This is a genomic window from Ferruginivarius sediminum, assembly GCF_003344765.1.
Classification (GTDB): Bacteria; Pseudomonadota; Alphaproteobacteria; order Kiloniellales; family Rhodovibrionaceae; genus Ferruginivarius; species Ferruginivarius sediminum.
The window spans coordinates 135,304-158,948 of record NZ_QPMH01000008.1 but is presented as its reverse complement, the minus strand read 5'-3'; the positions used below and the strand labels follow the sequence as shown (position 1 = coordinate 158,948).

Below are 23,645 nucleotides of genomic sequence, written 5' to 3'. Positions count from 1 at the left end.
CCTATTCCTCCTGCTCCGCCATCGCGGCCTCGGCCTCGACCGGAACGCCCGGCTCATCTTTCGACGTGCGGATGACCTGGATCGTCTGGACGGTCGCCACGTGCGGGGCGGAAGTGAGTTGTGTCGTCAGCTCGTTCTCGTGCGCCGTGTTGCGGGCCACCAGCTTCAGCAGGAAATCGTGCGGCCCCCGGCACATGTGGCACTCCCGCACCTCCGGCCATTCGTGCATTTGCGATTCGAAGGCCTTGAGAACCGAATCGCTCTGGCTGTCGAGGCCGACAAGGGCAAAGAACATCACCTCGTAGCCCATCGCCTCGGGCGCCAGGTCGGCGTGGAAGCCACGGATATAGCCGGATTCCTCCAGCGCGCGCACACGGCGCAGGCAGGGCGGGGCGGAGATGCCGGCGCGGCGCGCCAGTTCGACGTTGGTGATCCGGCCGTCTTGCTGCAGATCCTGGAGGATGCGCAGGTCGATTCGGTCCAGCTTGACACGGCGCATGTTCGAATCCTCCACTCAAGACAGGTAACGGCGAAAGGATATTACCCACCCGTAGACGGTGGGCCAAGAGCCGATCACTTTACAGGGTCCGCTGCTTCGGCTTGCCAGGGTACCGGCCGGCAGGGCAGTCTTAATAGTGATGATGCACGATTCCCGCAATAACCCGCGACCGGATTGCTGGGTGGTGACCGATGGGGCCGCCGGCGCCGAGAACCAGTGCCTCGGCCTCGCAGAGGCGCTTGGCTTCGACCCCGTGGTGAAGCGAATCCAGGTGCGCGCGCCCTGGCGTTGGCTGCCGCCGGATCTGTGGCTGAATCCGGTCGCCGCACTCTCGGGAGAGGGCGATGCGATGGCGCCGCCCTGGCCACGGGTACTGATCGCCAGCGGCCGCAAGGCGGCGGCGCCGGCGTTGGCGGTGCGCAAGATCACGCGCGGCAGGACCTTCACCGTGCAGATCCAGGACCCGCGCGTGCCCGCCGACGAGTTCGATGTCGTCGTGGCGCCGAAGCACGACAACGTGCGCGGCGACAACGTGATCCCGACCGTCGGCTCGCTGACCCGCATTACCGAGAAGCGGTTGAACGCGGCCGGCAAGCAGTTCGCGGGCCTGGTGGAAAGCCTGCCCGCGCCACGCGTCGCAGTCCTCGTCGGCGGGCGCAGCAAGGCCTATGATCTCAGCGCGAACACCGCACGGCGCCTGGGCCAGGATCTTGTCGACATGATTGCCCGGTACGGCTGCGGCGTGATGATGACGACCTCGCGGCGCACGCCGCCGGAGGCGGCCGGGGCCCTGCGCGAGACGCTGGAAGGGCAGGCCGCGGTGATCTGGCAGGCCGGCCGTGACGCGGGCGAGAACCCCTATTTCGGCTTTCTGGCGCTTGCCGACCACATCGTGGTCACCGCCGATTCGGTGAATATGGCGAGCGAGGCGGCCAGTACGGGCAAGCCGGTCCATGTGGTCGAACTGGACGGCGGGCGCGACAAATTCCGCCGCTTTCACGCGCAACTGCGCGAGCTTGGCGCCGCCCGGCCGTTCGACGGGCGCCTGGAGGCGTGGTCGTACACCCCGCTTGACGAGACGCGGCGGGTCGCCCGGCTGGTCCGCAAGCGATTGGAAGCGCGGGAAGAACGCCGGCAGGCCTCACGCGCCGAACTCCTCGCGTCCGCCTAGAGCCCCTGCATGCCCTGTCAAAGGCAAGCGTCGCGAGGTGGCGAATAGACCGGAAGCTGCTTTGATCCGGCCGTTCCGCTCAACTATAACCCGTCCGCCATGACCCAGCACGTCTACCTCGATCCCGTCTGCATCACTGGCCCACAAGCAGCGGCGGAGTCCGCGCTGCCGCTAGCCGGCGGTCCCTTACGCTTCAACGCGTGCCAGGTGGCCCGCCGCGATGACGCCGCGCCGGCCGAGGTTGCTCGGCAGACGCTGACGATTCCGGACCTTGCGCAGGAGCCGACGGCGAAGGACTGGCTGCCGCGCCTGTCGCGCCCGCGTGCGGCCATCGCCGGGCTGACGTTCGAGAAGCCGCGCGTCATGGGCGTCCTCAACGTCACGCCGGACAGCTTCTCCGACGGCGGCGACCGCTTCGACGGCCAGCGCGCCATAGACGATGGCCTGGCGATGTGGGAGGCGGGCGCGGACATCCTCGACATCGGCGGCGAATCGACCCGTCCGAATGCGGAGCCCGTGCCGGTTGAAGAGGAACTGCGCCGCGTCCTGCCGGTCATCGAGGCACTGACGAAGGCCGGCTGCCGTGTCTCCATCGACACCCGTCACGCCCGCACGATGCGCGAGGCGATTGCTGCCGGTGCGCGGATCGTCAACGACGTCACCGCGCTCACCTGGGACGAGGATAGTACGCGCACCGTGGCCGAGGCCGGGGTACCGGTGATCCTGATGCATATCCAGGGCACGCCTCGGACGATGCAGCGCGATCCGCGCTACGATGACGCCGCGCTGGACGTTTACGACTGGCTTGCCGCCCGCGTCGCCGATTGCGAGGCCGCTGGAATCGCGCGGGAGAACATCGTCGTCGATCCCGGCGTCGGCTTCGGCAAAACGGTGCAGCACAATCTGGAACTGATGGACCGCCTGGCGCTTTTCCAGGGGCTTGGTTGCCCGGTCATGCTGGGGGTTAGCCGCAAGTCCACCATCGGCCGCATCGGCTTCGGCGCCGCGCCGAAGGACCGGCTGCCCGGCTCGCTGGCGGCGGAGCTGGCGGGCGTGCAGCGTGGCGTGCAGATCGTGCGGGTGCACGATGTCGGCGAAACCGTGCAGGCGCTGGAGATGTGGCGCGCGATTGCCCTGGCGGAGACGCCGGCGCATGCGACGGCCTGACGTTTTTGTTGAAAAGGTCTAGAATTTCGTAAGGTTTCCGGGGTCCAATGGCGCCTTGGACACGAATGTTTCCCACGGGGGGATGACCCGAATGACTCGCAAGCTCTTCGGCACCGATGGAATCCGGGGCACGGCCAACAGGGAGCCGATCACGGCCGAGACGGCGCTGTCCGTCGCCATGGCCGCCGGCGCGCAGTTCCGTCGCGGCGACCACCGGCACGTGGTCGTCATCGGCAAGGATACGCGGCTGTCGGGCTATATGCTGGAGCCGGCGCTGACCTCCGGCTTCCTGTCGGTCGGCATGGACGTCGTGCTCCTGGGCCCGATTCCCACACCGGCGGTGGGGATGCTGACCCATTCCCTGCGTGCTGACCTGGGCGTCATGATCTCCGCCTCGCACAATCCCTACGACGACAACGGCATCAAGCTGTTCGGCCCCGACGGGTTCAAGCTGTCGGACGAGGTCGAGGCCGCGATCGAGCACCGCATCGCCAGCGGCGTCCACGAGACGCTGGTGGCGCCCGGCCGCCTTGGCCGGGCCCGCCGGCTGGACGACGCGAACGGCCGCTATATCGAGTTCGTGAAGAGCACTTTTCCCCGCCGTCTGCGCCTGGACGGGCTGAAGATCGTGGTGGATTGCGCGAACGGTGCCGCCTACAAGGCCGCGCCGCGCGTGCTTTATGAGCTGGGCGCGGAGGTCGTCGACATCGCCTGCGACCCGGACGGCTTCAACATCAACCATGAATGCGGCGCCACGTCGCCGGGCGCGATGCAGAGCGCAGTCGTCACGCATGGTGCGGACCTGGGGCTATCCCTGGATGGCGACGCGGACCGACTGATCGTCGCGGACGAGCGCGGCAAGCTGATCGACGGCGACCAGATCATGGCGCTGATCACCGGCTTCATGCAGCGGGAGGAGCGGCTGTCCGGCAACGGGCTGGTGGCGACGGTGATGTCCAACCTGGGGCTGGAAAGGCACCTGCACGGCCTGGGCCTGGACCTGATCCGCACGCCGGTGGGCGACCGCTATGTGGTGGAGCGCATGCGCGCCGACGGCTTCAACATCGGCGGGGAGCAGTCGGGGCACATCGTGCTGTCCGACTACACGACCACGGGCGATGGCCTGATCGCGGCACTGCAAGTGCTGGCGCCCCTGGTGGAAAGCGGGCAGCCGGCCAACGAGCTTCTGAGCGTCTTCGAGCCGGTGCCGCAAAAGCTGACCAACGTGCGCGTCGCCGACCGGACGGTGATGAACCTGGCGGCGGTCAAGGAAGCGGTGGCGGCGACGGAGTCGCGCCTGAAGGACCAGGGCCGGCTGGTCATCCGCCCATCGGGCACCGAGCCGGTCATCCGCATCATGGCCGAGGGCGACGACGCCGACATGATCGGCGAGCTGGTGGAGGAACTGGCCGAGGCGATCCGCATCGCCGGCGAAGGCGGCCGGCGGGCCGCGCCATGAGCGCAGGCGGCGGCAAGCGCGGGCGCGTGCTGATCGTCGCCGGCTCCGATTCCGGGGGCGGCGCGGGGATACAGGCCGACATCAAGACGGTGACGTGTCTCGGCGGCTACGCCATGACGGCGATCACCGCGCTGACGGCGCAGAACACCCAGGGCGTCCATGGCGTTATGGGCGTCAATCCCGCCTTCATCCAGCAGCAGATGCGCGTGGTGCTGGACGATATCGGCGCCGATGTCATCAAGACCGGGATGCTGCACAACGCCGAGGTCATCGAGGCGGTGGCCGAGGTGCTGGACGAGGCGCCTGGCATTCCCGTCGTGGTCGATCCGGTCATGGTGGCGCAAAGCGGCGCGTCGCTGCTGGAACCGGAGGCCGTGCGGGCGCTGGTCCGCGATCTGGCCCCGCGCGCCAGCCTGATCACCCCGAACGTGCCCGAGGCCGACAGGCTGATCGGCACGGAGATCGCCGATCTGGAGGCGCAACGCCACGCCGCGCAGGCGCTGCTGACCATCGGCGTGCCTGCTGCGCTGGTGAAGGGCGGCCATCTGCCGGGGCCGGAGATCCACGATGTACTGGCCAGCGCCGACGGCTTGGAGGAATTCAGCGGCCCGCGCGTCCGGACGGACCAGACGCACGGCACGGGCTGCACGCTGGCCTCCGCCATCGCCACCGGCTTGGCCCAGGGCTACGATATGGCCGGGGCGGTCAGGCGCGCCCGCGCCTATCTGCGCCGCGCGCTTGAAACCGCGCCGGGGTTTGGCAAGGGGCAGGGGCCGGTCAATCACGCCTGGACGGTACAGCCCTTCGACGGGAAGTCGTAAAAGGTGCGTTGTCGGCAGCGGATGCGTTCGGCCGGGCGCTATTTGCCCGCGTCCGACGCATTCGCGAAGGACATGTAGTAGAGGATCATGTTCGTCTCGCCGCTATCGTCCACTAGCGGTAGGGCGAGGGTGGCGTACAGCTTGAAGTTGTTCGGGGTCCAGGTAACCGGCGTCATGGGCAGGAAGTACGGTTGCCGGGTCTCCGCCGCCCACCGTGCACGCGCGGCAACCTTTTCGGTGTTCGGCAGTTCGTCCAGGTAGTACCCGGTGGTGTCGTGGCCCGTTTCCTCCGCGATACGGGTCCCGACGAGTCGGATCCGGAAGCGCCAGGGCTTGCGCTCGACCTCGAACAGCGTGATGCCTGGGAGGACGCGGGGAAAATCCGTTGGGTCGAAATCGCTTCGCTTCCGGGGTATCCCGTGACGCTCACCCTCCTTCCACCAATTCCACAACTCACGAGCGTGCAGATCCGGCAGCAGTTCTTCGTCGATATTCCTTATCATACCTTTGTTTGAGGTTTTTCCGCTCAAATGTTTTTGCCAACGACACACGTCAGGGACGGGATGAAGCGTCGAGCGATCAATAGCGGATGGGTTTAAAGAGTGCCAACAGCAAAATTGTCGAATTACAAATAAGAAATGTCTTGCGTTACGACTGGAGGTTGCTGGCATGGGGCCTCTGCAAAGAAGCATTCACTATGTATAACATGAGTTAAATTGTTTCGAAAGCAGTGGCGGTCGAAGGGCAATAATTTCGACTGTAAATATGAAGCCAATGGCTCAGCCAAGTTGCCGGGCTATCCCGAGGCGCGCTTCACGTCCGTCTCTTCCTCGCTCGCGGCAGTATCGGCGCAGGGCCCGGCCTCGATCTGGATCGTCGCGTGATCGACGGCGAAGCGCTTGCACAGCACGGTCTTGATCCGTTGCAGGACGGCCTGCTGGTCGGCGTCCTCCGGCACGCGGGCGTGCAGCGTCACCATCGGCCGTTCGTTGGTCAGCGACCAGGCGTGGACATGATGCACGTCCTCGACCTCGGGCACTTCGGCGCGAAGGTGCTGCTTTAGCCGCAGGATGTCGATATGGCCCGGCGTCCCCTCCAGCAGGATGTGGCCGGACTGGCGCACCAGATGCCAGGCGCTGCGCAGGATCAGTCCGGCCACCACGAGCGACAGGATCGGGTCGATGGGCGTCCACCCCGTCGCCATGATGACACCGGCCGCAACGATGGCGCCGACAGAGCCCAGCAGATCGCCCATGACGTGGAGAGCCGCGCCGCGCAGGTTCAGGTTCTCGCGGTCGCCGCCGTGCAACAACCGGAAGGCGACCAGATTCACCACAAGCCCCAGCGCAGCGACGGCCAACATCGTGCCGCCCATCACCGGCACGGGTTCGAGCAGGCGGCGGACAGCCTCGAACACGATGAAGGCGACGATAACGAGCAGTGTTCCCCCGTTGACGAAAGCGGCGAGCACCTGGAAGCGGTGGTAGCCGTAGGAGCGCTTCGGGTCCGCCGGGCGCCGGCTGATCCGGAAAGCCAGCCACGCCAGGAACAGCGAGGCCGTGTCGGTCAGCATGTGCCCGGCATCCGCCAGCAGCGCCAGCGAGCCGGAGATCAGGCCGCCGACGACCTCGGCCACCATGAACGCGCCGGTCAGCAGCATCGCCAGGAACACCCGCCGCTGCCCGTCGCTGTCGCGTGGCGGGGCGTGATGATGATGGTCGTGATCCGCGTGGCGGCTGTCGGCGTGACTGTGCGGCATGCCTGTGGCTGGCTGGTTGGAACCTTCTACCCGACAGATTTGCGCGCTGGTGGAATGAAGATCAAGGTTCCGCTCCAATCAGGTGCGTTGAACTTCGGCTGCCTTGTCCCCAGGTTGCCAGCCGTGTGATGGGTCGGGAACCATCCTGAATTCAAAGAAGCAAGAAGGGACTGCCGCTTAGGCAGACGGGCGCATTGGCGGGCAAGGCACGCTTGGTGGACGACATGATCGTCGTCCGGCCGGGAGCGGAAGAGGCGATCAAATCCGGCCGCACAAGGCAGTTCTGGCGAGAGAAGCTGCGCGACAGCATCGCCGATGCCCTTACGCGCGGGGGCATCGAGCACGAGTTGCGCCTCAGCTTCGGCCGCATCTTCGTCGCGACGCCGCGCGTCGATGAAGCGCTTGGTATCCTGCCGTACGTCTTCGGCGTCTCGACGTTCTCGCCGGTCCGCGCCGTCGCGCCGGCGGAGATGGACGAGATCGTACGCATCGGCAAGGAGGCGTGCCACGGTACTGTCCGGGGGCGTACGTACGCCGTACGCTGCGGACGGCAGGGCGGGCATTCGTTCTCGTCCGTCGAAGTGGAACGGACGCTGGGCGCGGCGCTCAACGAAGGCGCCACGGTCGACCTTGATAACCCGGAGGTGACCGTGCGCGTCGAGGTGCTGGGCGGCCGCGCCGTGATCACTGAAGAGCGCCGCCAGGGCGCCGGCGGTCTGCCGGCCGGCATGCAGGGCCGGGCGCTGGCCCTGCTTTCGGGCGGCTACGATTCGGCGGTTGCGGCCTGGCGGACCATGCGCCGCGGCGTGGAACTGGACTTGTTGCTGTGCAACCTGGGCGGCGCCGCGCAGGAACGGATGGTCCTGCAGGTCGCCAAGTTCCTTTACGAGGCCTGGGGCCATGGCCAGCAAAGCCGGTTCCATGTCCTGGATTTCCGCCCGGTGATGGAGGATATCCGAGCCCATATCCGCCCCGGCCTCTGGCAGGTCGCCCTGAAGCGGCAGATGTACCGCGCCGGCTGCCGCGTGGCGGCGGAAACGAAGGCCGAGGCATTGGTGACGGGAGAGGCGATCGGACAGGTCTCGTCCCAGACATTGGGCAACCTTCAGGCGATAGAGCCCGTGGCCGACCGGCCGGTCCTGCGCCCGCTGCTGGGCTTCGACAAGCAGGAGATCCTGGACGCCGCCCGGGCCATCGGCACCGCGCCCTTGTCAGAGCGCGTGCGTGAGACCTGTGCCCTGGCCGGCGGCCGCCCGGCGGTGCGCTCCCGCCCCGGCACGCTGGAGCGGGCGGAGGCGGCGCTGGATCCCGCCCTGCTGGCGCACGGCGTCGAGGGGCGGAAGGTCCTCGACCTCCGCAAGGTGACGCCGGACGAGTTGCGCCAGCCCTATCTCTTCGTGCGGGATATTTCCGAGGACGCCGTGGTGATCGACTGCCAGCCCCGGCACATGTACCGTGCCTGGCACGCGCCGGGCGCCGAGCACTGGGAAGCCGACCGCCTGGCCCGCGACTATCGCCGTTTGCCGCGCGAGAAGACCTACGTCCTCTACTGCACCTTTGGCACACAGACTCCGGTGCTGGCCGAGCTGATGCAGCAGGCCGGCTACGAAGCCTACGCCTTTGAGGGCGGCCTCAGCCGCGTGCAGGCCTGCGTGGAGGGAAAGGAAACGGAAGCGGTGAGGAGGGCCGTATAATGCACAAAACCCCGCCACGGGCGGCGGGGTCTTGCTGACACCGAGGCCGGTTTGCGATCACCATTCCTCGACGGCCAGCCTAAGCTGGACTTAACTGCCGGTGCGACCGACGACTGTCCTATATTTAGGACATAAGCGATCCTGTAGTCAACGCTAGACGCCGATGCCCGCCCTTACGCTAGCCTTCACGCGTTCCATCGTTCCGTCGTCGAGCACGCGCACATCATCAACGCGTTGCCCCTCATCCCACTTCTTGAAGAGGAATCGAAGACGGTGGAAGGCGACGGTCAACACGATGTCACCTTTCACCCACATGGTTGGGTTTCCGCATGGAGAAGGCAGAGGCGGATCGAGTGTAATCCGCAAATGATGCGGTAGGACCAGTCTGGGCCTTTTCGTGCTGAGCGGTACTATCGTGCAAAGCAGGTCTCTGCCTGGAATCGGTGCGGAGAGCACGATTGCTGGCCGCCGCTTACGCATTTCAGGCGTCCGAAAACCCTCGTTGAGGTCCACGCGGATGATCGTTCCCGGTAATGGATGTTGCTGCAACGTCACGAATTCGCCCCCATTTCGAGTCGCGAGCGAACTTAGTGCCTTCAAACAGATTTTTCTAGAAACGACCGGGCCCTAACCCTCCGCCGCTTTCCGGGCCATCGCCCTCAACCGCTGGGTGAGGGCGATGGAGAGCAGGACGGCGGCGGTGAAGACGTAGAGGCCGGCGTGGAGCGTGACCTCGCTGATCAGCGAAGCCTTGAGTGCCACGACCAGCAGGGCCACGACGAAGACGTCCAGCATCGCCCAGCGGCCCAGCAGGTCAAGGACGCCGAGGGCGCGGGGCAGGGCCGGTGCGCGGGCATCGACGCGGTACCAGAGCCACAGACCGGCCAGCAGCTTCGCCAGCGGGAAGGCGACGGCGAACAGCGCGACGACCGCGAACAGCAGCCACTCTCCCTCGCGCCAGAGCGCCACGACGGTGTCGAGCAACGAGACGCTGTCGTCCAGCCAGACGAATGTGCTGACCGTCATCAAGGGCAGCGTCCAGCCCGCCACCAACATGGCGAGCGTCATCGCGAGGCCGGGGCCGACGAGCCTGTCGACGCGGCGCGCGCGGGCGGCGAGGGAGGCTGCGTGCACTGGACGGATCATGGCGGTGGAGCCTTATGCGCCACATGCACGCCACGCAAGACCCATTGGCTTTGTGCGGCATTTCGCGACGTGTCGAGCGGGCCCTTCCCGGTATTTCCGTTTGCGCGGCAGGGGGCGGACGCGCTAGGACCATGCGGGCCCCGGCGGTGCTCTGCGCACGGCGGGTGCGTCCTGTGTGCCATACCGACGGGAATCGACGAAGGTCAGGTCCAGTCCAGAGATGAGCCGAACTTCGGAAAAGGCCTTGCTGCCTGCCGGGCTGCGCGATGTGCTGCCGCCGGATGCCGCCTACGAGGCGGATACGGTCGAGCGCCTGATTGCCGTGTTCTCGGCGCGCGGCTATGAGCGGGTGAAGCCGCCCCTCCTGGAATTCGAGGAGGCGCTGCTGTCCGGCGCGGGCGCGGCGCTAAGCCAGCAGACCTTCCGTCTGATGGACCCGGTGAGCCAGCGCATGTTGGCCCTGCGCGCCGACATGACGACGCAGGTGGCCCGCATTGCCGGCTATCGCCTCGCCAAGGTGCCGCGCCCGCTGCGGCTGTGCTACGCGGGCCAGGTGTTGCGGGTGAAGGGCAGCCAGCTTCGCGCGGAGCGGCAGTTCGCCCAGGTCGGCGCCGAGCTGATCGGCACCGACGCGGAGGCGGCCGACGCCGAGGCCGTGTCGATGGCGGTGGAAGCACTGCAAAGCGTGGGCCTGCAGCGGCTGTCGGTGGACTTGAACCTGCCGCCGCTGGTGGGCGCGCTGGCTGCTGAGCTCGGGCTCGATCCCGAGTTGACGGCGGAGCTGCGCCAGGCGTTGGACCGCAAGGATGCCGCGGCCGTCGAAACGCTGGCCGGGGCGCACGCCAAGCTGTTCCTGGGCCTGCTGCAGGCGGCCGGCCCGGCGGACGAGGCGCTGGCGAGACTGGAGAGGCTTGCGCTGCCGGCGGATGTCGCGGCGGGGGCCGGTCGGCTGGCGCGGGTGACGGTGCTGCTGCGCGCGGCGCTGCCGGACCTCACGCTGACGGTCGATCCGGTGGAGCACCGCGGCTTCGAGTACCAGACCGGCGTGTCGTTCACGATCTATGCCCGCGGCGTCCGCGGCGAGATCGGACGGGGCGGGCGCTACACCACCGGCGATGACGGGGCGGAAGAGCCGGCGACCGGCTTCACGCTGTTCATGGATTCCGTGATGCGCGCGATGCCGCCGGCGCCGCCGGGCCAGCGGGTCTATCTGCCGGCAGGCACGCCGCACGACGAGGCCCGCGCGCTGCGCGCCGACGGCTGGGTCACGCTGGCCGGGCTGGAGTCGGCGGCGGACAGCGCGGCGGAGGCGCGGCGGCTCGGCTGCGCGCACCTGTGGCAGGACGGCCGCGTGGTCGAACTCGACTGAAGCGAAACCGTTAACGAGATCTGCACGGAACGGATAGGACCTGGATGGCAAATGTCGCGGTAGTCGGCGCCCAGTGGGGCGACGAGGGCAAGGGCAAGATCGTCGATTGGCTGTCCGAGCGCGCCGATGTGGTCGTTCGCTTTCAGGGCGGGCACAACGCGGGCCACACGCTGGTGGTGGGCGGCGTCACCTACAAGCTGTCGCTGCTGCCATCGGGCGTGGTGCGTCCGGACAAGCTGTCGGTCATCGGCAACGGCGTCGTGGTCGACCCCTGGGCGCTGGCCGAGGAGATCGAGCGCGTGCGCGAGCAGGGGCTGGAACTGACGCCCGAGCGGCTGTGCGTGGCCGACAACGTCTGCCTGATCCTGCCGCTGCACGGCGCCGTCGACCGCGCGCGCGAGGCGGCCAAGGGGCACAACAAGATCGGCACCACCGGGCGCGGTATCGGCCCGGCCTACGAGGACAAGGTCGGGCGGCGGGCGATCCGGCTGTGCGACCTGGCCGACCCTGACCAGCTTGCCGAGCGTGTCGAGGGGCTGTTGCTCCACCACAACGCGCTGTTGCGCGGCCTGGGCGAGTCGACCTTCGAGGCCGAGCAGGTGATCGCGGAGCTGCGCGACATCGCGCCACGGATCCTGCCCTACGCCGGGCGGGTCTGGGATGTGCTGGATCGCGCGCGGCGCGCCAACAAGCGCATCCTGTTCGAGGGTGCGCAGGGGGCTATGCTCGACGTCGACCACGGCACCTATCCCTATGTGACAAGCTCCAACACGGTCGCGGGGCAGGCGCTTGCCGGCAGCGGTTTCGGCGGCAACCTGGATTTCGTGCTGGGCCTGACGAAGGCCTACACGACCCGCGTGGGCAGCGGTCCGTTCCCCACGGAACTGAACGACGAGGTCGGCCAGCGCCTGGCCGAGCGCGGGCACGAGCTTGGCACCGTCACCGGGCGGGCGCGGCGCTGCGGCTGGTTTGACGCCACGATGGTGCGTCAGGCGATCAAGGTCGGCGGGGTGGACGGAATCGCGTTGACCAAGCTGGACGTGCTCGACGGCATGGACGAGCTCAAGGTCTGCACCGGCTATACCATCGACGGCGAAACCTGCGACCACTTTCCCTCCTCGCCGCGTCTACAGGCGGCGGTGCGTCCGGTGTTCGAGACGCTCGACGGCTGGCACGAATCGACGCGCGGGGCCCGGTCGTGGGCGGATTTGCCGGCGACCGCCGTCAAGTATATCCGCCGGATCGAGGAACTGATCGAGGCGCCGGTCGCGCTGCTTTCGACCAGCCCGGAACGCGACGATACCATTCTCGTCCGCGATCCTTTTTTGTCCGACTGACGACTCGAAATCTTAACTAATATTTAGGCGCCTAGTGGTAGGTTCAATATCCCGCTCAACGGGGCGTTGAATCTATGGCTGGCGTGGACACGGAACTGGCGGAAAAACTGGCGGCACAGGACGCGGCGTTGACAGCGTCTGGTGTGCTTATGGCGCTCGTCGTGGCGGGCGCCATCTTCGTTGTGATCCTGATTCTCCGCGTGCTGCGGCAGCGCGAGATCCAGGCGTCGCAGGCCACCCAGCGTTTCGACGACATCACCGATGTCTCGGCGGAGTGGATCTGGGAAACGGATTCGCAACATTGCTTCACTTATTTCTCGCAACGGTTGAGGGAGGTCACCGGCCTGGACTTGCAGACGCTCTATGGCCGGTCCCGCTGGGATATCGCGCAAAGCCGCATGGCCGACCCGCTGTGGCGGGAGCATCTGAACGACCTCGCCGCGCGAAGGCCGTTCAGCAACTTCGTCTATGAACTGACGGACGGGCACGGCTGTAAGCGCTCCATCATGGTCAGCGGCAAGCCCGTCTTCGACCACGGCGGCACGTTCCTCGGCTATCGCGGCACCGGTATCGACGTCACCGCTTCCATGCAGGCGCACGAGGCCGCCCGCGCGGCGGAGCGGCGGGCCAGCGCCGTGATCGCGGCGACGCTCGACGCCTTCCTGGCAACAGACGGCGAGGGCAGGGTTGTCGACTGGAACGAGCGGGCCGAGGCGCTGCTGGGCTGGTCGCGCGCCGAGGCGGTGGGACAGCCGATCGACACGCTGTTCACTCCGGACGAGAGCGAGGCGCCGGAAGGGTTTTGCTTTCGCCGCTATATCACGGAAGCCTGTTACGGTCCCGGCCAGACCAAGCGCGTGGAAACCGCATTGCGCAACCGCCAGGGGCGGACCTTCCCCGTGGAATTGACGGTTACGTCGATCGCCGCCTCGGGCGGCTGGCAGTACGCGGCCTTCATCCGCGACATCTCCAAGGAACGCGAGTCCGCCCAGGCCCTGCGCGAGGCGAAAGAGTCCGCGGAGATCGCGAACCGGACGAAGAGTCAGTTCCTGGCAGCCATGAGCCACGAGCTGCGCACGCCGCTCAACGCGGTCATCGGCTTCTCCGAGATCATGGAACGCGGGCTCCTGGGTCCGCTGCCGGTCGCCTACCAGAGCTATTCCAAGGATATCCGCGACAGCGGCCGCCATCTGCTGAACGTCATCAACGACATACTCGACATCTCGAAGGTCGAGGCGGGGCGGATCGAGCTGAACGAGGGGGCCGTGGACGTCTTTGACATGGCGGAAAGCAGCATCCGTCTGGTCGAGGAGCGCGCGCAGCGCAGCGGTGTGAGCGTCGTCAACGAGGTGCCGGCCGATCTGCCGGCAATCTGGGTGGACGAGCAACGCCTGAAGCAGATCCTGCTGAACCTTCTCACCAACGCCGTCAAGTTCACCCCCGGCGGGACCGTCCGGGTGGGGGCCGAGGTCGACGGCGATATGCTCGTGCGCGTGTGCGACGACGGCGTCGGCATGGATGTGGCGGACGTGCCCGACGCCATGACCGCCTTCGTGCAGCTGGACAGTGGGCTGGATCGCAAGCACGAGGGGACAGGGCTTGGCCTGCCCCTGTGCGAGCGTCTGGCGAAGCTGCATGGCGGGACGCTGCACATCGACAGTGCACCGGGCGAGGGGACCACCGTGACGCTACGCTTCCCCGCCGAGCGGATCATGCGCGATTCCGCGGCACGCGCCGAGGCCGGGAAGTGAGCGTTAACCCGATCTTTGCTCTGATCCCATTTGCTAAGCGGTCATGGCGCATGGGGCGCGATCAGGCTGGGGCGTGACACGTGGCGGCGAAGGCATCCGATCAGCAACAGGAGGCATCCGGGAAGCGGCCGGCCGGCGAGGTGGCCATCGGCCGGCACATCCGACTGCGCACGACGCAGCCGATGCCACAGTTCGACCGCAAGACCGCCAAGGCTTACGCGGCTTTCGACAAGCGCTCTCCCAACACGCCGATGTATGCGCTTGTCTGCGACGAATCGGCGCCGCCGCGCCTGAACATCCTGGCGACGCTCTCGCGTATCGAGAATATGCCGTTCGTCGTGCCGGTCGATTGGGGCGTCGTCGATTGGCCCGATACCGGCGAGCGGCGCTTTGCCGTCGCCTTCGAAGCGCCCGTCGGCGAACGGATCGTGCCGGATCCCGAGCGGTCGTTCCGGCCGTGGCGCGACGAAAAGATCGTCGAGCACGTGATTGCCCCGGCGGTGCGGGTTCTCACTGAACTGGACAGCCGCGGGGTCACGCATCGGGGCATCTGCCTGGAAAACATCTACACCGGCAGTTCCGGCGTTGTGTTCGGCGAATCGGTGGGCGTGCCGGCGGGACTGATCCAGCCCACCGTCTATGAAACCATCCAGGCCGGGCAGGCGGCGCCGGAGGGCCGTGGTGAGGGGACGCCAGCGGATGACCTCTACGCCCTTGGCGTCGTCATCGTCATGCTGCTGCGCGGCGGCAACCGCATGGCCGGCTGGTCGGACGAGGATGCCGTCGCGGAGAAGATTGCCAACGGCAGCTATTTCGCCCTGCTTGGCCGCACGTCGGTGTCCCTGAAGCTGATGGAGCCGCTTCGGGGCCTGCTTTGCGATATCGAGGCCGAGCGCTGGGAGCTAAATGATCTGGAGATGTGGCTGAACGGCCGCCAGCTCAGCCCGATGCAGGCGACCTTGCCAACGAAGGCGCGGCGTCCCTTTACCTTCGACGGCGTCGAGTACATCAGCCCGCAGGCACTGGCGCACGCGATGGCCAACCGCTGGCCGGCGGCGTTGCAGGTGATGCGCCACGGCGATATGGACCTCTGGGCGCAACGCAATCTTCCGAACGAGATACAGGCGAACCGCATACGCGGGCTCCTGGTAGGCGGCCAGACTGGCCAGAGTGGTGGCGAGGACCGGGGGCTGGCGCGGCTCCTGATCGCCCTCGACCCGGCGGCGCCAATCCGAATGCGCAATCTGGCGGCGCGGCCGCGGGCGCTGGCGAAGGTGCTGGCGCTGAACTACGACAAGTCCAACGGCGTGCGCGACCTTGTGATCCACGCGATCCTGGCCAAGCTGCCGCAACGTTGGATCGAGTTCCAGCTTGAGGGCACACCCGACCCGCAGGAGATCCAGACCTTCGAGCGCATGGGTTTCTTCCTGGGCCGCAATCAGCCCGGCTATGGGGTCGAGCGCTTCATCTACGAGTTCAATGACGACTGGCCCTGCCTGTCGCCGCTGGTACGTGGGCAGTTCGTCCATACCATCGAGTCGCTGCTGCCCGCGCTGGAGCGCCTGGCGGAAAGCGGCGATACGCCCAGCGAACCCGTGGACCGCCATATCATCGCCTTCTGCGCGGCGCGGATGTATCCGCAGCCCGAACGCCTGCTGCAGGGCTTGGCCGACGCGCGCGATTCGATCACGCGGCAACGGGCCATCCTGCATCTGCTGGCGCAGCTTCAGCGCCGCCACGGGCCGGCGAAGCTGCCGGCGCTGACCCGCTGGGTGGGGGAGTTCGCCAATCCGGTCGTCGACTCCCTGCGCAATCAGAAGCTTAAGGACCGGGCGCGCAAGGCACTTGAACGTGCCGTCGAGCTGGGGTCCCTGGTCGAGTTGGTCGCCGGCGTGGACGATCCGGAGGCTCGCCGGCGGGACGTCAGCGGCTTCGAGATCGCGCAGAAAGAGTACGAGCGCATCACTCGGGAGATCGATTGGCTGGAAAACGGCGGTCTTACGGCCGCGCCGCGCATCGCCCAGGCCTCGGCCAGCGCGTCGGCCGCCGTTTCGGGGTTGTGCTCGGGTCTGATACTGATGTTCCTGACGTTGTTCTACGTACTATGAGGTGGATGGTTCGTCGGCGATGAGCAGTGCCCGCAGACAGCCCGGTGCGAACGGGAAGGCCGCGCCCGGCCGGCCGGGTGGTACCCGCAAGGCCTGGTCGAATATCGCCATGGGAATGTTCCTGCTTCCCGTCATGGCGGTGCTGCTACCGACGAGCATCGTTCTGGGCGTGCTGATGCTACCGACGCTGGCCGCGGGATTCGTCGGCCGGGGGCGGGCGCGGATGCTGGCCGCCACGGTCGGCATGCTGAACTTCGCCGGCTGCGTGCCCCCTCTGGTCGAGCTTTGGGGGTTGGGGCACACGCTGGCCGCCACCGGCGAGGTACTGGGCGAGCCGCTGATGTGGTTCGGGCCCTACCTTGCGGCGGCGTTCGGCTGGATGATCTTCCTGACGATCCCGCCGCTGGTTCATCGCTACTACGAAACAGTCACGAACAACCGCCTGAGCGCGCTTCGCAAGCATCAGGACCGCCTGCGCGAGGAATGGGGCGACGAAGTCGCGGGCGACGAGGCCGCGGCGGATGATACCAGCGCGGACAAGGCCGGCGAAGCCAGCGCCGCCGCATAGCGGCGCGTCGCTTCCTTTATGGGCGTTATCCGGCTGCGGGCCTTAGGCAGGCGGGGCTTCGCGACGGACGCGGCGGCGCAGTTCGATGAGGTACAGGATCACGAAGAAATAGAAGAAAAGCTCCTGCACCTCTGAGCCGCGATAGAACAGGCCGCTTGGGGTTCCGGCCAGCCATGCGCCTGCCTCCTCCAGCCGTACCGATTCAGCCATGAGCGCCGCCGGCAGACAGGTGATCGGCGGCATGATATAGGCGATACGGCTTCCGGCACTTGGCCAGCCGCGCAGCCGCTTCACGAACGGCAGGACGAGCCCGCCGGTGATGACGCCCAGTTCCAGCAGCAGGCGCGGCTTCTGGTCGAACCAGGAACTGACGTTGTGAAGGTTCGTCTCGCCCTGGTCGTTCATCGCCTGCCAGCCCTCGGGCGTGGCCCACACGAAAATGTGCTGGCCCCAGGACGCTTCCTCCCCGGCGACATAGGCACAGCCGGCCAACGCAAGCCCGACCCATCCGGCAAGCCAGCGGCGCTGCCGGACCTCGGGCCTTGTCAGCAGCATGGCCGCCAGAACGGCGCCCGCCGCGCCCTCGATCACGTGCAGCGTTTCCAGCACGCCGGTCTCGGGGATCATGTACTCCCGATAGAATTCCGGCGCCGCCTGCCCCAGGACAGCCAGGGTGACCGCGGTGGCGACGGGCAACCAAAGCCATGCCCACAGCGGCAAGGGTGCGGGCTTGGCGCCGGTCGAATCAATCTTTGCGCCCGCCTTGGAGCGGGCGCTGGTCAACTGCGACATCGTCAATCGAACCTTGGTTGCGTAGCGATGTCACATTAATGACGCCGTTCCGCGAGGGAAAGGATTCACTGCGTCCACAACCTTTGGACCGGCGTAGAGGTGGCGGTAAAATCACTTGGCGGGAAAACGAAAAACGCCGGCCCCCTGGTCTTGGGGCCGGCGTCTTTGACAGGCCGGCGCCCGGAATCAGGCTGTCGCGCCGAGCTGCTGTTCCTTCGCGGCGTTGCGGATCGACTTCTGCAGCTTCTCGAAGGCACGTACCTCGATCTGGCGCACACGCTCGCGGCTGATGCCGTATTCCTGGCTCAAGTCCTCGAGCGTGGTCGGGCTCTCCTTCAACCGCCGCTCCTCCAGGATGTGGCGCTCCCGTTCGTTCAGCGTCAGCATGGCGTCCTTCAGAAGGCCGCGGCGCTTTGTCAGTTCCTCGCGGTCGGCAAATTCGGACTCCTGGTTCTCGCCCTCGTCGACCAGCCAGTCCTGCCACTCGCCGTCGCCATCAATGCGCAGCGGCGCGTTCAGGGAGTGGTCCGGGCTGCCCAGCCGGCGGTTCATGTTGACCACGTCGGTCTCGGGCACGTTCAGGGCCTGCGAGATCTCGTTGATCTGATCGGGGTCCAGGTCGCCCTCGTCGATCGCCTGCATTTGGCCCTTCAGCTTGCGCAGATTGAAGAACAGCTTCTTCTGCGCCGCCGTTGTGCCCATCTTCACCAGCGACCACGAGTGCAGGATGTATTCCTGGATCGCCGCACGGATCCACCACATAGCGTAGGTCGCCAGACGGAAGCCGCGTTCGGGGTCGAAGCGCTTGACCGCCTGCATCATGCCGACGTTGCCTTCCGAGATCAGCTCGGACAGCGGCAGCCCATAGCCCCGGTAGCCCATGGCGATCTTCGCGACCAGACGCAGGTGGCTGGTCACCAGCTTATGCGCGGCGTCGACGTCGCCATCCTCGCGCCACCGCTTGGCGAGCATGTACTCCTCGTTCGCCTCCAGCATCGGGAACTTCCGGATCTCCTGGAGGTACTGCGAGAGATTGCCTTCGCTTGCGACTGTTGGAACTTGTGGCTGTGCCATGTGACGAACTTCTCCGAGACGACTCTAAACCGTGTGCCTACCTGTGCTCACGCTGCATCATTGGAACAACGCCGGGCACGCCGATTGTGTTCCCGCCGTGCCCTGGCAGGGGCGCCCGTGCATTTCGTATTCATGTCGTGAGCCCCCTATTGATGCAAGAATGAATATGAGTGATTTGGTCATATATTTCAAGGGGTGTTCGACAGCGCCTCGATCAGCCGGGCTAGATCGGTCGGCAGCCGGCTTTCGAAGCGGCATGGCGCGCCCGTCACCGGATGGCGGAAGCCCAGTGTCGCGGCATGCAGTGCCTGCCGGTCGAAGGCCCGGACGGCGTCGCGCGCCCGCTTGCCAAGCTGGCGCAACCGTTTGCCGTGGGCGCGGCCGTAAAGCGGGTCGCCGATGAGCGGGTGTCCCGCTTCGGCCAGGTGGACGCGGATCTGGTGGGTGCGGCCGGTCAGCAGGCGGCAACCGACCAGGGCGGCGTTTCCGTTGGCCAGGGCCCGCTCGACCTTGTAGCGCGTGACGGCCGGCCGGCCGCCGTGCGCCAGCACCGCCATCTTCTTTCGGTTATGCGGGCTACGGCCGATATTGCCGGAAAGTTCTCCCTGCGTGGGCGCGGGCACACCCCAGACGACGGCCTTGTACACCCGTTCGATCTCGCGCGCGGAAAATTGGCGGACTAGCTCGGCGTGGGCGGTCTCGGTCTTCGCGGCGACCAAAAGGCCGCTGGTGTCCTTGTCCAGGCGATGGACGATGCCGGGCCGCCGCTCACCGCCAATGCCCAGCAGGCTGTCGCCGCAATGTGCGATCAGCGCGTTCACCAGCGTCCGGTCGGGGTTGCCGGGGGCGGGGTGGACGACCAGGCCAGCGGGCTTGTCCACCACGATCACGGCCTCGTCCTCGTAGACGACGGCAAGGTCCATCGCCTGTGCCTGCGGCCGGGCGGGCGCGGGCGGCGGGACGTCCAGCACGAAGACCTGCCCGGCCTTTACGCGGTATGAGGCCTCGGCTATCGTCTCGCCGTCCGAGGTCAGGCAGCCGGCTTCGATCAACGCCTTCAGGCGGCTGCGGGACAGTTCGGGCAGCGCGGCGGCCAGCGTACGGTCGATACGCTCGCCGGCCCGGCTGGGCGGGGCGGTGATCTCGATACGTCTTGGGTCTGCCGCGTCCATCGTCTTTCCGGGTCAGCGAACGAACATCAAACGAACAGGATGGCAAGGCATGCAGGCGCTGAAGGCCCTGGTCATCGGCATGGGGATTCTCATCCTTCTCGGCACGGCGGTCGTGATCGTCACCCTTGTTTCGCGCGTCGGCGGCGTGGAGGACAAGGGCTTCGGCACGTTGTACCTCGATTTGCCGGAGAGTTGCCGGATCGCGGCGGTCACCGCGATGGAGGGCAGGGCGGTCCTGCGCCTGTCCGGGCCAGCCAAGGACGGCTGCGGCCGGCTGGTTGTCGTCGACCCCTTGGAAGGCAGCGTGCTGGGCCGCATCGAGCCCGGCGCCGCGCCGTCGGTGCCGGGCGGGGACGATTGAGCCGGCGTTTCACCACCGTATGAGTCCTATTCGACAGGTTCGAGCATGAACTTCGCAAGCGACAACACCAGCGGCGCCTCGCCGGAAATCATCGCCGCCGTTTCCGCCGCCAACACCGGCGCGGCGATGCCCTATGGCGCCGACGACATTACCGCGCGCGTCGCCCAGCGTCTGAACGAGGTCTTCGAGACGCAGGCCGTATCCTACCCCGTGGCCACGGGGACGGCCGCCAACTCCCTGGCGCTCGCCGCCGGGACGCCGCCCTGGGGCGCGGTTTACTGCCACGGCGATTCGCACATCAACCGGGACGAATGCGGCGCGCCCGAGCTGTTCACCGGCGGGGCGAAGCTGGTTCCGTTGGAAGGCGACGACGGCAAGGTGACGCCGGCGGTGCTTGAGGCCGCGCTGGCCGGTGCCAAGCCCGGCTTCGTGCATCAGGTGCAGCCCGCCATGCTGAGCCTGACGAACGCCACGGAGGCGGGGACGGTCTACACGCCGGACGAGGTCGCGGAACTCGCCGGGATCGCGCACGCTCACGGCCTCAAGGTCCACATGGACGGTGCGCGCTTTGCCAACGCCGCCGCCTCGCTCGGCTGCACGCCGGCGGAGCTGACGTGGAAGGCGGGCGTGGACGTCCTGGCTTTCGGTGCGACGAAGAACGGCGCGCTGGCGGCGGAGGCGGTGGTGTTCTTCGACCGCGAGCTTGCCGAGAACGTCGGCTATCGGCGCAAGCGGGCCGGCCACCTGTTCTCCAAGATGCGTTTCCTATCCGCCCAGCTTGAGGCGTACCTGAGCGACGGCCTGTGGCTCGCCAACGCCTCGCACGCCAACGCGATGGCCGCGCGGCTGGCGGCGGGGTTGTCGCACGTGCCGGGCTGCCGCCTCGTTCACCCCGTGCAGGCGAACGAGCTTTTCGTGGAGATGCCGGCGGCGACGGCGGACGCGCTGTCGGACGGCGGCTGCGTCTTCTATCGCTGGAAGCCCGGCGATCCGGTCTCGACCCGCTTTGTCACGTCGTTCAACTCCGACCCGGCGGACGTGGACAGGGCGGTGAAGCTGGCCCGCTCGGCCGCCGGGCAAAGCGCCGCCGAGTAGGCGCGGGGAGGCCGCCCGGTCGGCGAAAGCGGAGAATTTCTCGCAGTACCCCCCTTGCGCTGGCCTCGCGCCTTCGTTATGTAACCGTCCGCAGACGCCAAGCCAGCGTCCCCTTCGTCTAGTGGCCTAGGACGCCGCCCTCTCACGGCGGAAACAGGGGTTCGAACCCCCTAGGGGACGCCAATATTTTCCCTGCCGAAAAATCAGTGACTTAAAAGGCGGACTCGATCCCAAGGTCACCGTGCGGTCCATATAACCGGCCGGGCAGTTCGCCACACGATCAGTGGTCGTATACAGCTGTTTGCAGAAGAATCCGGACCTCCCTCGTTGATGCGCGTCAAGGCGCTCGCGGTGCATTTGGGCGAGCATCGCTGTCGGCAGCACGCGATCCGCGCTGGTTCGGCCGCCGAGGCCGTGCAAGTTCATAGTGAGGGCTTCTTAAATGACCGACACGCCGCCGATTGGCCAAAGGCAACGTCGCGACCGCTTGATCCGCGAGCATGAGCACGATCCTTACAAAGTCCGCTCAAAGCTGCCGGAGCCCAGCGTTTGTCCGCAGTGCGGCGTCGCTTATCAGGATGGGCGCTGGCAATGGCCTGGCCAACCGCCCGAAAATCCGCATGAGGAACTGTGCCCGGCCTGCCGGCGGACCAACGACCACTATCCCGCCGGGATCGTTCGTCTGGAAGGTGGGTTTCTGCGCGCTCACGAGAAAGAGATCCTGAGCCTTGCCCGCCATGAAGAGGGGCTGGAGAACGGCGAGCATCCGCTGCACCGGATCATGGCCGTCGAGCATGAAGATGGCGCGCTCGTCATCAAGACCACAGATATCCACCTTCCGCGCCGCATCGGCGAGGCGGTCGACAGGGCCTATAACGGAACGCTGGATTTCCATTACGAAGAGGAAACCTATCTGCTGCGTGTCGCGTGGTCGCGGGAGGCCTAGCGCCGAAACGGCGCGGCGAAGCATTGCAGGCCCTGCGTGGTGAGCATTGGCAAGGCTCTGGCACGGGCTGATTTGATCACGCGCTTTGCGACTGCCTACGCGAGGCGCAGCTCGTAAAGGCCCTTGGCGAGCTGGTCATGTAGATCGACTCGCTCCAGAAGCATGTCGGTGCCGGCGTCCTCGGCCTCGCTGACCGCTTTGGCCCAGTTGTCGCGGGCATGGTCGCCCTTGCCCACACGCGCGAGAGCGAGCAACTCCTCTCGAGCCGGCTGCGGCAGCGCGTCGATGGCTTCGCGCAAGGCGGAAAGGGACGGGTCGTCGGCCGGCAAGGGGTTGAACGCAAGCGATGCGGCCGCGTTGTGCGGTCCCTTGGCCGGCGGCGGCTCGGCCAGTTGCGCCTCTTTCATGTACTCGATCATCCGGTCACGCGCCAGCCGCGCGGCGCGCGCCAGTTCCGTGATACGCTTGGCATCCTCGGCGCCCAGATGGTCCAGCACGATCAGCCTCCTGCCCAGGTCGTCAGCCCATCTCGACCAACTTCCCGATATCAGCACAATAACCCCCGGCTGACCTTGATTCGCGTCAAGGCTAGTCGGCGCCGCCTGCGCGAGGGTTGGTCGGCGACTTCGCGAGCGGAACGGCCGTGTACGTGATGATGGATGCCATTCGGCGGGCGCAGGGCGAAGCGCTGGAGGCGCTGGGCTTCGGCCCGAGGGAATGCCCCTCTCGCAGCTTGGTGTCGGGCCGGCGCTGGCGCCTGCGTGACTACGGCAAATCCGGCGGAGCGCCTTCCCTGGTCATCGTCGCGGCACCGATCAAGCGGCCGTACATCTGGGATCTCGCCCCCGAGGTGAGCGCGGTGCGCTACTGCCTCGCCCAGGGATTTCGCGTCTTCCTGGTCGAGTGGATTCCGCCTTCGATGAGCGACCGCGGCGGGGGACTGAAAGCATACGCCGACGATGGAATCGGCGAGGCCGTGCGGATCGTCTCCACGGAAACGGGCGGCGCAAAGCCGTTCCTGATCGGCCACTCGCTCGGCGGCACGCTGGCCGCCGTTCACGCCGCGATGCATCCGCACCGGCTGGCCGGGCTGGTGCTTCTGGGCACGCCGCTCTGCTTTGCGCCGGGGTCCAGCCGGTTTCGCGATGCACTCGTTTCGATGGCCGGGCCGCTTGCCTGGAATGCCGACCCGGTTCAGGGCTCGCTTGTCTCGCAATTGAGCGCCCTGGCTTCGCCGGGAACCTTCGTCCGGTCGCGGATCGAGGATGCCGCCTGCGGCTGAATGCATCCATGATCGCATGCATAAAATACCGTGCGGGTACGGCGCCGGCGGCGAGAATGCGGACTCCTTGTTGG

The 23,645-nt window shown here is 67.0% G+C and carries 23 protein-coding genes and 1 tRNA gene; 15 read left to right on the top strand and 9 right to left on the bottom strand.

Going from position 1 to position 23,645, the window contains the following annotated elements; genetic code table 11:
* Position 1 precedes the first annotated feature (1 nt).
* Positions 2 to 499 carry an Lrp/AsnC family transcriptional regulator gene (locus DRB17_RS10800; RefSeq protein ID WP_114582210.1) on the bottom strand — a complete coding sequence of 166 codons (498 nt, stop codon included), beginning with the start codon at positions 497 to 499 and terminating at the stop codon, positions 2 to 4.
* Between the two features lie 139 nt (positions 500 to 638).
* Here DRB17_RS10800 and DRB17_RS10795 point away from each other — a divergent pair, with 139 nt between their 5' ends.
* From DRB17_RS10795 to thiD, 4 genes are all read left to right on the top strand, one after another.
* The gene (locus tag DRB17_RS10795) at positions 639 to 1,670 is read left to right on the top strand and encodes a mitochondrial fission ELM1 family protein (RefSeq protein WP_241503811.1); all 1,032 of its coding nucleotides are present in this window, start codon (positions 639 to 641) and stop codon (positions 1,668 to 1,670) included.
* A 99-nt stretch (positions 1,671 to 1,769) separates the two neighbouring features.
* The gene (gene folP / locus DRB17_RS10790; RefSeq protein ID WP_114582209.1) at positions 1,770 to 2,837 is read left to right on the top strand and encodes a dihydropteroate synthase; all 1,068 of its coding nucleotides are present in this window, start codon (positions 1,770 to 1,772) and stop codon (positions 2,835 to 2,837) included.
* A gap of 91 nt (positions 2,838 to 2,928) precedes the next feature.
* Positions 2,929 to 4,296, top strand: a complete 1,368-nt coding sequence (gene glmM, locus DRB17_RS10785; protein ID WP_114582208.1) for a phosphoglucosamine mutase — start codon at positions 2,929 to 2,931, stop codon at positions 4,294 to 4,296.
* Entirely contained in the window at positions 4,293 to 5,117 is an 825-nt protein-coding gene (gene thiD, locus DRB17_RS10780) for a bifunctional hydroxymethylpyrimidine kinase/phosphomethylpyrimidine kinase (RefSeq protein WP_114582207.1), read from the top strand. Before glmM ends, thiD begins: the two co-directional genes overlap by 4 nt.
* A 38-nt stretch (positions 5,118 to 5,155) precedes the next feature.
* Here the strand turns inward: thiD and DRB17_RS10775 are convergent, their stop codons facing one another.
* Positions 5,156 to 5,620: a PAS domain-containing protein gene (locus tag DRB17_RS10775; RefSeq protein ID WP_161958784.1), complete on the bottom strand. Its 465-nt coding sequence runs from the start codon at positions 5,618 to 5,620 to the stop codon at positions 5,156 to 5,158.
* Between the two features lie 293 nt (positions 5,621 to 5,913).
* The gene (locus tag DRB17_RS10770) at positions 5,914 to 6,876 is read right to left on the bottom strand and encodes a cation diffusion facilitator family transporter (protein ID WP_114582205.1); all 963 of its coding nucleotides are present in this window, start codon (positions 6,874 to 6,876) and stop codon (positions 5,914 to 5,916) included.
* A 194-nt stretch (positions 6,877 to 7,070) separates the two neighbouring features.
* Here DRB17_RS10770 and DRB17_RS10765 point away from each other — a divergent pair, with 194 nt between their 5' ends.
* Positions 7,071 to 8,570, top strand: coding sequence for a tRNA sulfurtransferase (locus DRB17_RS10765; protein WP_206607854.1), 1,500 nt, complete (start codon positions 7,071 to 7,073; stop codon positions 8,568 to 8,570).
* 153 nt (positions 8,571 to 8,723) lie between these two features.
* Here DRB17_RS10765 and DRB17_RS10760 read toward each other — a convergent pair whose 3' ends face one another.
* Both DRB17_RS10760 and DRB17_RS10755 read right to left on the bottom strand, forming a co-directional pair.
* Positions 8,724 to 9,125: a type II toxin-antitoxin system PemK/MazF family toxin gene (locus DRB17_RS10760; RefSeq protein ID WP_161958783.1), complete on the bottom strand. Its 402-nt coding sequence runs from the start codon at positions 9,123 to 9,125 to the stop codon at positions 8,724 to 8,726.
* A gap of 72 nt (positions 9,126 to 9,197) precedes the next feature.
* Positions 9,198 to 9,716 carry a paraquat-inducible protein A gene (locus tag DRB17_RS10755; RefSeq protein ID WP_114582203.1) on the bottom strand — a complete coding sequence of 173 codons (519 nt, stop codon included), beginning with the start codon at positions 9,714 to 9,716 and terminating at the stop codon, positions 9,198 to 9,200.
* 220 nt (positions 9,717 to 9,936) lie between these two features.
* Between DRB17_RS10755 and DRB17_RS10750 the strand changes: the two genes are divergently transcribed.
* The 5 genes from DRB17_RS10750 to DRB17_RS10730 all read left to right on the top strand — a co-directional run bounded on the left by DRB17_RS10750 (position 9,937) and on the right by DRB17_RS10730 (position 16,849).
* Positions 9,937 to 11,085: an ATP phosphoribosyltransferase regulatory subunit gene (locus tag DRB17_RS10750; RefSeq protein WP_114582202.1), complete on the top strand. Its 1,149-nt coding sequence runs from the start codon at positions 9,937 to 9,939 to the stop codon at positions 11,083 to 11,085.
* 44 nt (positions 11,086 to 11,129) lie between these two features.
* Entirely contained in the window at positions 11,130 to 12,422 is a 1,293-nt protein-coding gene (locus DRB17_RS10745) for an adenylosuccinate synthase (protein ID WP_114582201.1), read from the top strand.
* A 74-nt stretch (positions 12,423 to 12,496) separates the two neighbouring features.
* Positions 12,497 to 14,173 carry a PAS domain-containing sensor histidine kinase gene (locus tag DRB17_RS10740; RefSeq protein WP_114582200.1) on the top strand — a complete coding sequence of 559 codons (1,677 nt, stop codon included), beginning with the start codon at positions 12,497 to 12,499 and terminating at the stop codon, positions 14,171 to 14,173.
* A gap of 80 nt (positions 14,174 to 14,253) precedes the next feature.
* Positions 14,254 to 16,281: a protein kinase family protein gene (locus DRB17_RS10735; protein ID WP_114582199.1), complete on the top strand. Its 2,028-nt coding sequence runs from the start codon at positions 14,254 to 14,256 to the stop codon at positions 16,279 to 16,281.
* A gap of 19 nt (positions 16,282 to 16,300) precedes the next feature.
* Positions 16,301 to 16,849, top strand: a complete 549-nt coding sequence (locus tag DRB17_RS10730) for a hypothetical protein (protein ID WP_147274881.1) — start codon at positions 16,301 to 16,303, stop codon at positions 16,847 to 16,849.
* Positions 16,850 to 16,891: 42 nt separating this feature from the next.
* Here the strand turns inward: DRB17_RS10730 and DRB17_RS10725 are convergent, their stop codons facing one another.
* The 3 genes from DRB17_RS10725 to DRB17_RS10715 form a co-directional block, all read right to left on the bottom strand.
* Positions 16,892 to 17,641 (bottom strand): hypothetical protein, encoded by a 750-nt coding sequence (locus DRB17_RS10725; RefSeq protein WP_114582197.1) that lies wholly within the window; start codon positions 17,639 to 17,641, stop codon positions 16,892 to 16,894.
* 186 nt (positions 17,642 to 17,827) lie between these two features.
* Positions 17,828 to 18,715 carry an RNA polymerase sigma factor RpoH gene (rpoH, locus tag DRB17_RS10720; RefSeq protein ID WP_114582196.1) on the bottom strand — a complete coding sequence of 296 codons (888 nt, stop codon included), beginning with the start codon at positions 18,713 to 18,715 and terminating at the stop codon, positions 17,828 to 17,830.
* Between the two features lie 188 nt (positions 18,716 to 18,903).
* The gene (locus DRB17_RS10715) at positions 18,904 to 19,887 is read right to left on the bottom strand and encodes an RluA family pseudouridine synthase (RefSeq protein WP_114582195.1); all 984 of its coding nucleotides are present in this window, start codon (positions 19,885 to 19,887) and stop codon (positions 18,904 to 18,906) included.
* Between the two features lie 49 nt (positions 19,888 to 19,936).
* Here DRB17_RS10715 and DRB17_RS10710 point away from each other — a divergent pair, with 49 nt between their 5' ends.
* The 4 genes from DRB17_RS10710 (at position 19,937) to DRB17_RS10695 (ending at position 22,289) form a co-directional block, all read left to right on the top strand.
* The gene (locus tag DRB17_RS10710; protein WP_114582194.1) at positions 19,937 to 20,248 is read left to right on the top strand and encodes a hypothetical protein; all 312 of its coding nucleotides are present in this window, start codon (positions 19,937 to 19,939) and stop codon (positions 20,246 to 20,248) included.
* A 45-nt stretch (positions 20,249 to 20,293) separates the two neighbouring features.
* Entirely contained in the window at positions 20,294 to 21,343 is a 1,050-nt protein-coding gene (locus DRB17_RS10705) for a threonine aldolase family protein (protein WP_114582193.1), read from the top strand.
* 107 nt (positions 21,344 to 21,450) lie between these two features.
* A tRNA-Glu gene (locus tag DRB17_RS10700) sits at positions 21,451 to 21,526 on the top strand.
* Positions 21,527 to 21,785: 259 nt separating this feature from the next.
* A complete protein-coding gene (locus DRB17_RS10695; protein WP_114582192.1) occupies positions 21,786 to 22,289 on the top strand; it encodes a BCAM0308 family protein in 504 nt (167 codons plus the stop codon).
* 95 nt (positions 22,290 to 22,384) lie between these two features.
* Here DRB17_RS10695 and DRB17_RS10690 read toward each other — a convergent pair whose 3' ends face one another.
* On the bottom strand, positions 22,385 to 22,786 hold the full coding sequence (locus tag DRB17_RS10690) for a DUF3775 domain-containing protein (protein WP_114582191.1): 402 nt from the start codon (positions 22,784 to 22,786) through the stop codon (positions 22,385 to 22,387).
* A gap of 155 nt (positions 22,787 to 22,941) precedes the next feature.
* On the opposite strand from DRB17_RS10690, the gene DRB17_RS10685 reads away from it, so the two are divergent.
* Complete coding sequence (locus DRB17_RS10685; protein WP_147274880.1) at positions 22,942 to 23,571, top strand: alpha/beta fold hydrolase; 630 nt, start codon at positions 22,942 to 22,944, stop codon at positions 23,569 to 23,571.
* Positions 23,572 to 23,645 lie beyond the last annotated feature (74 nt).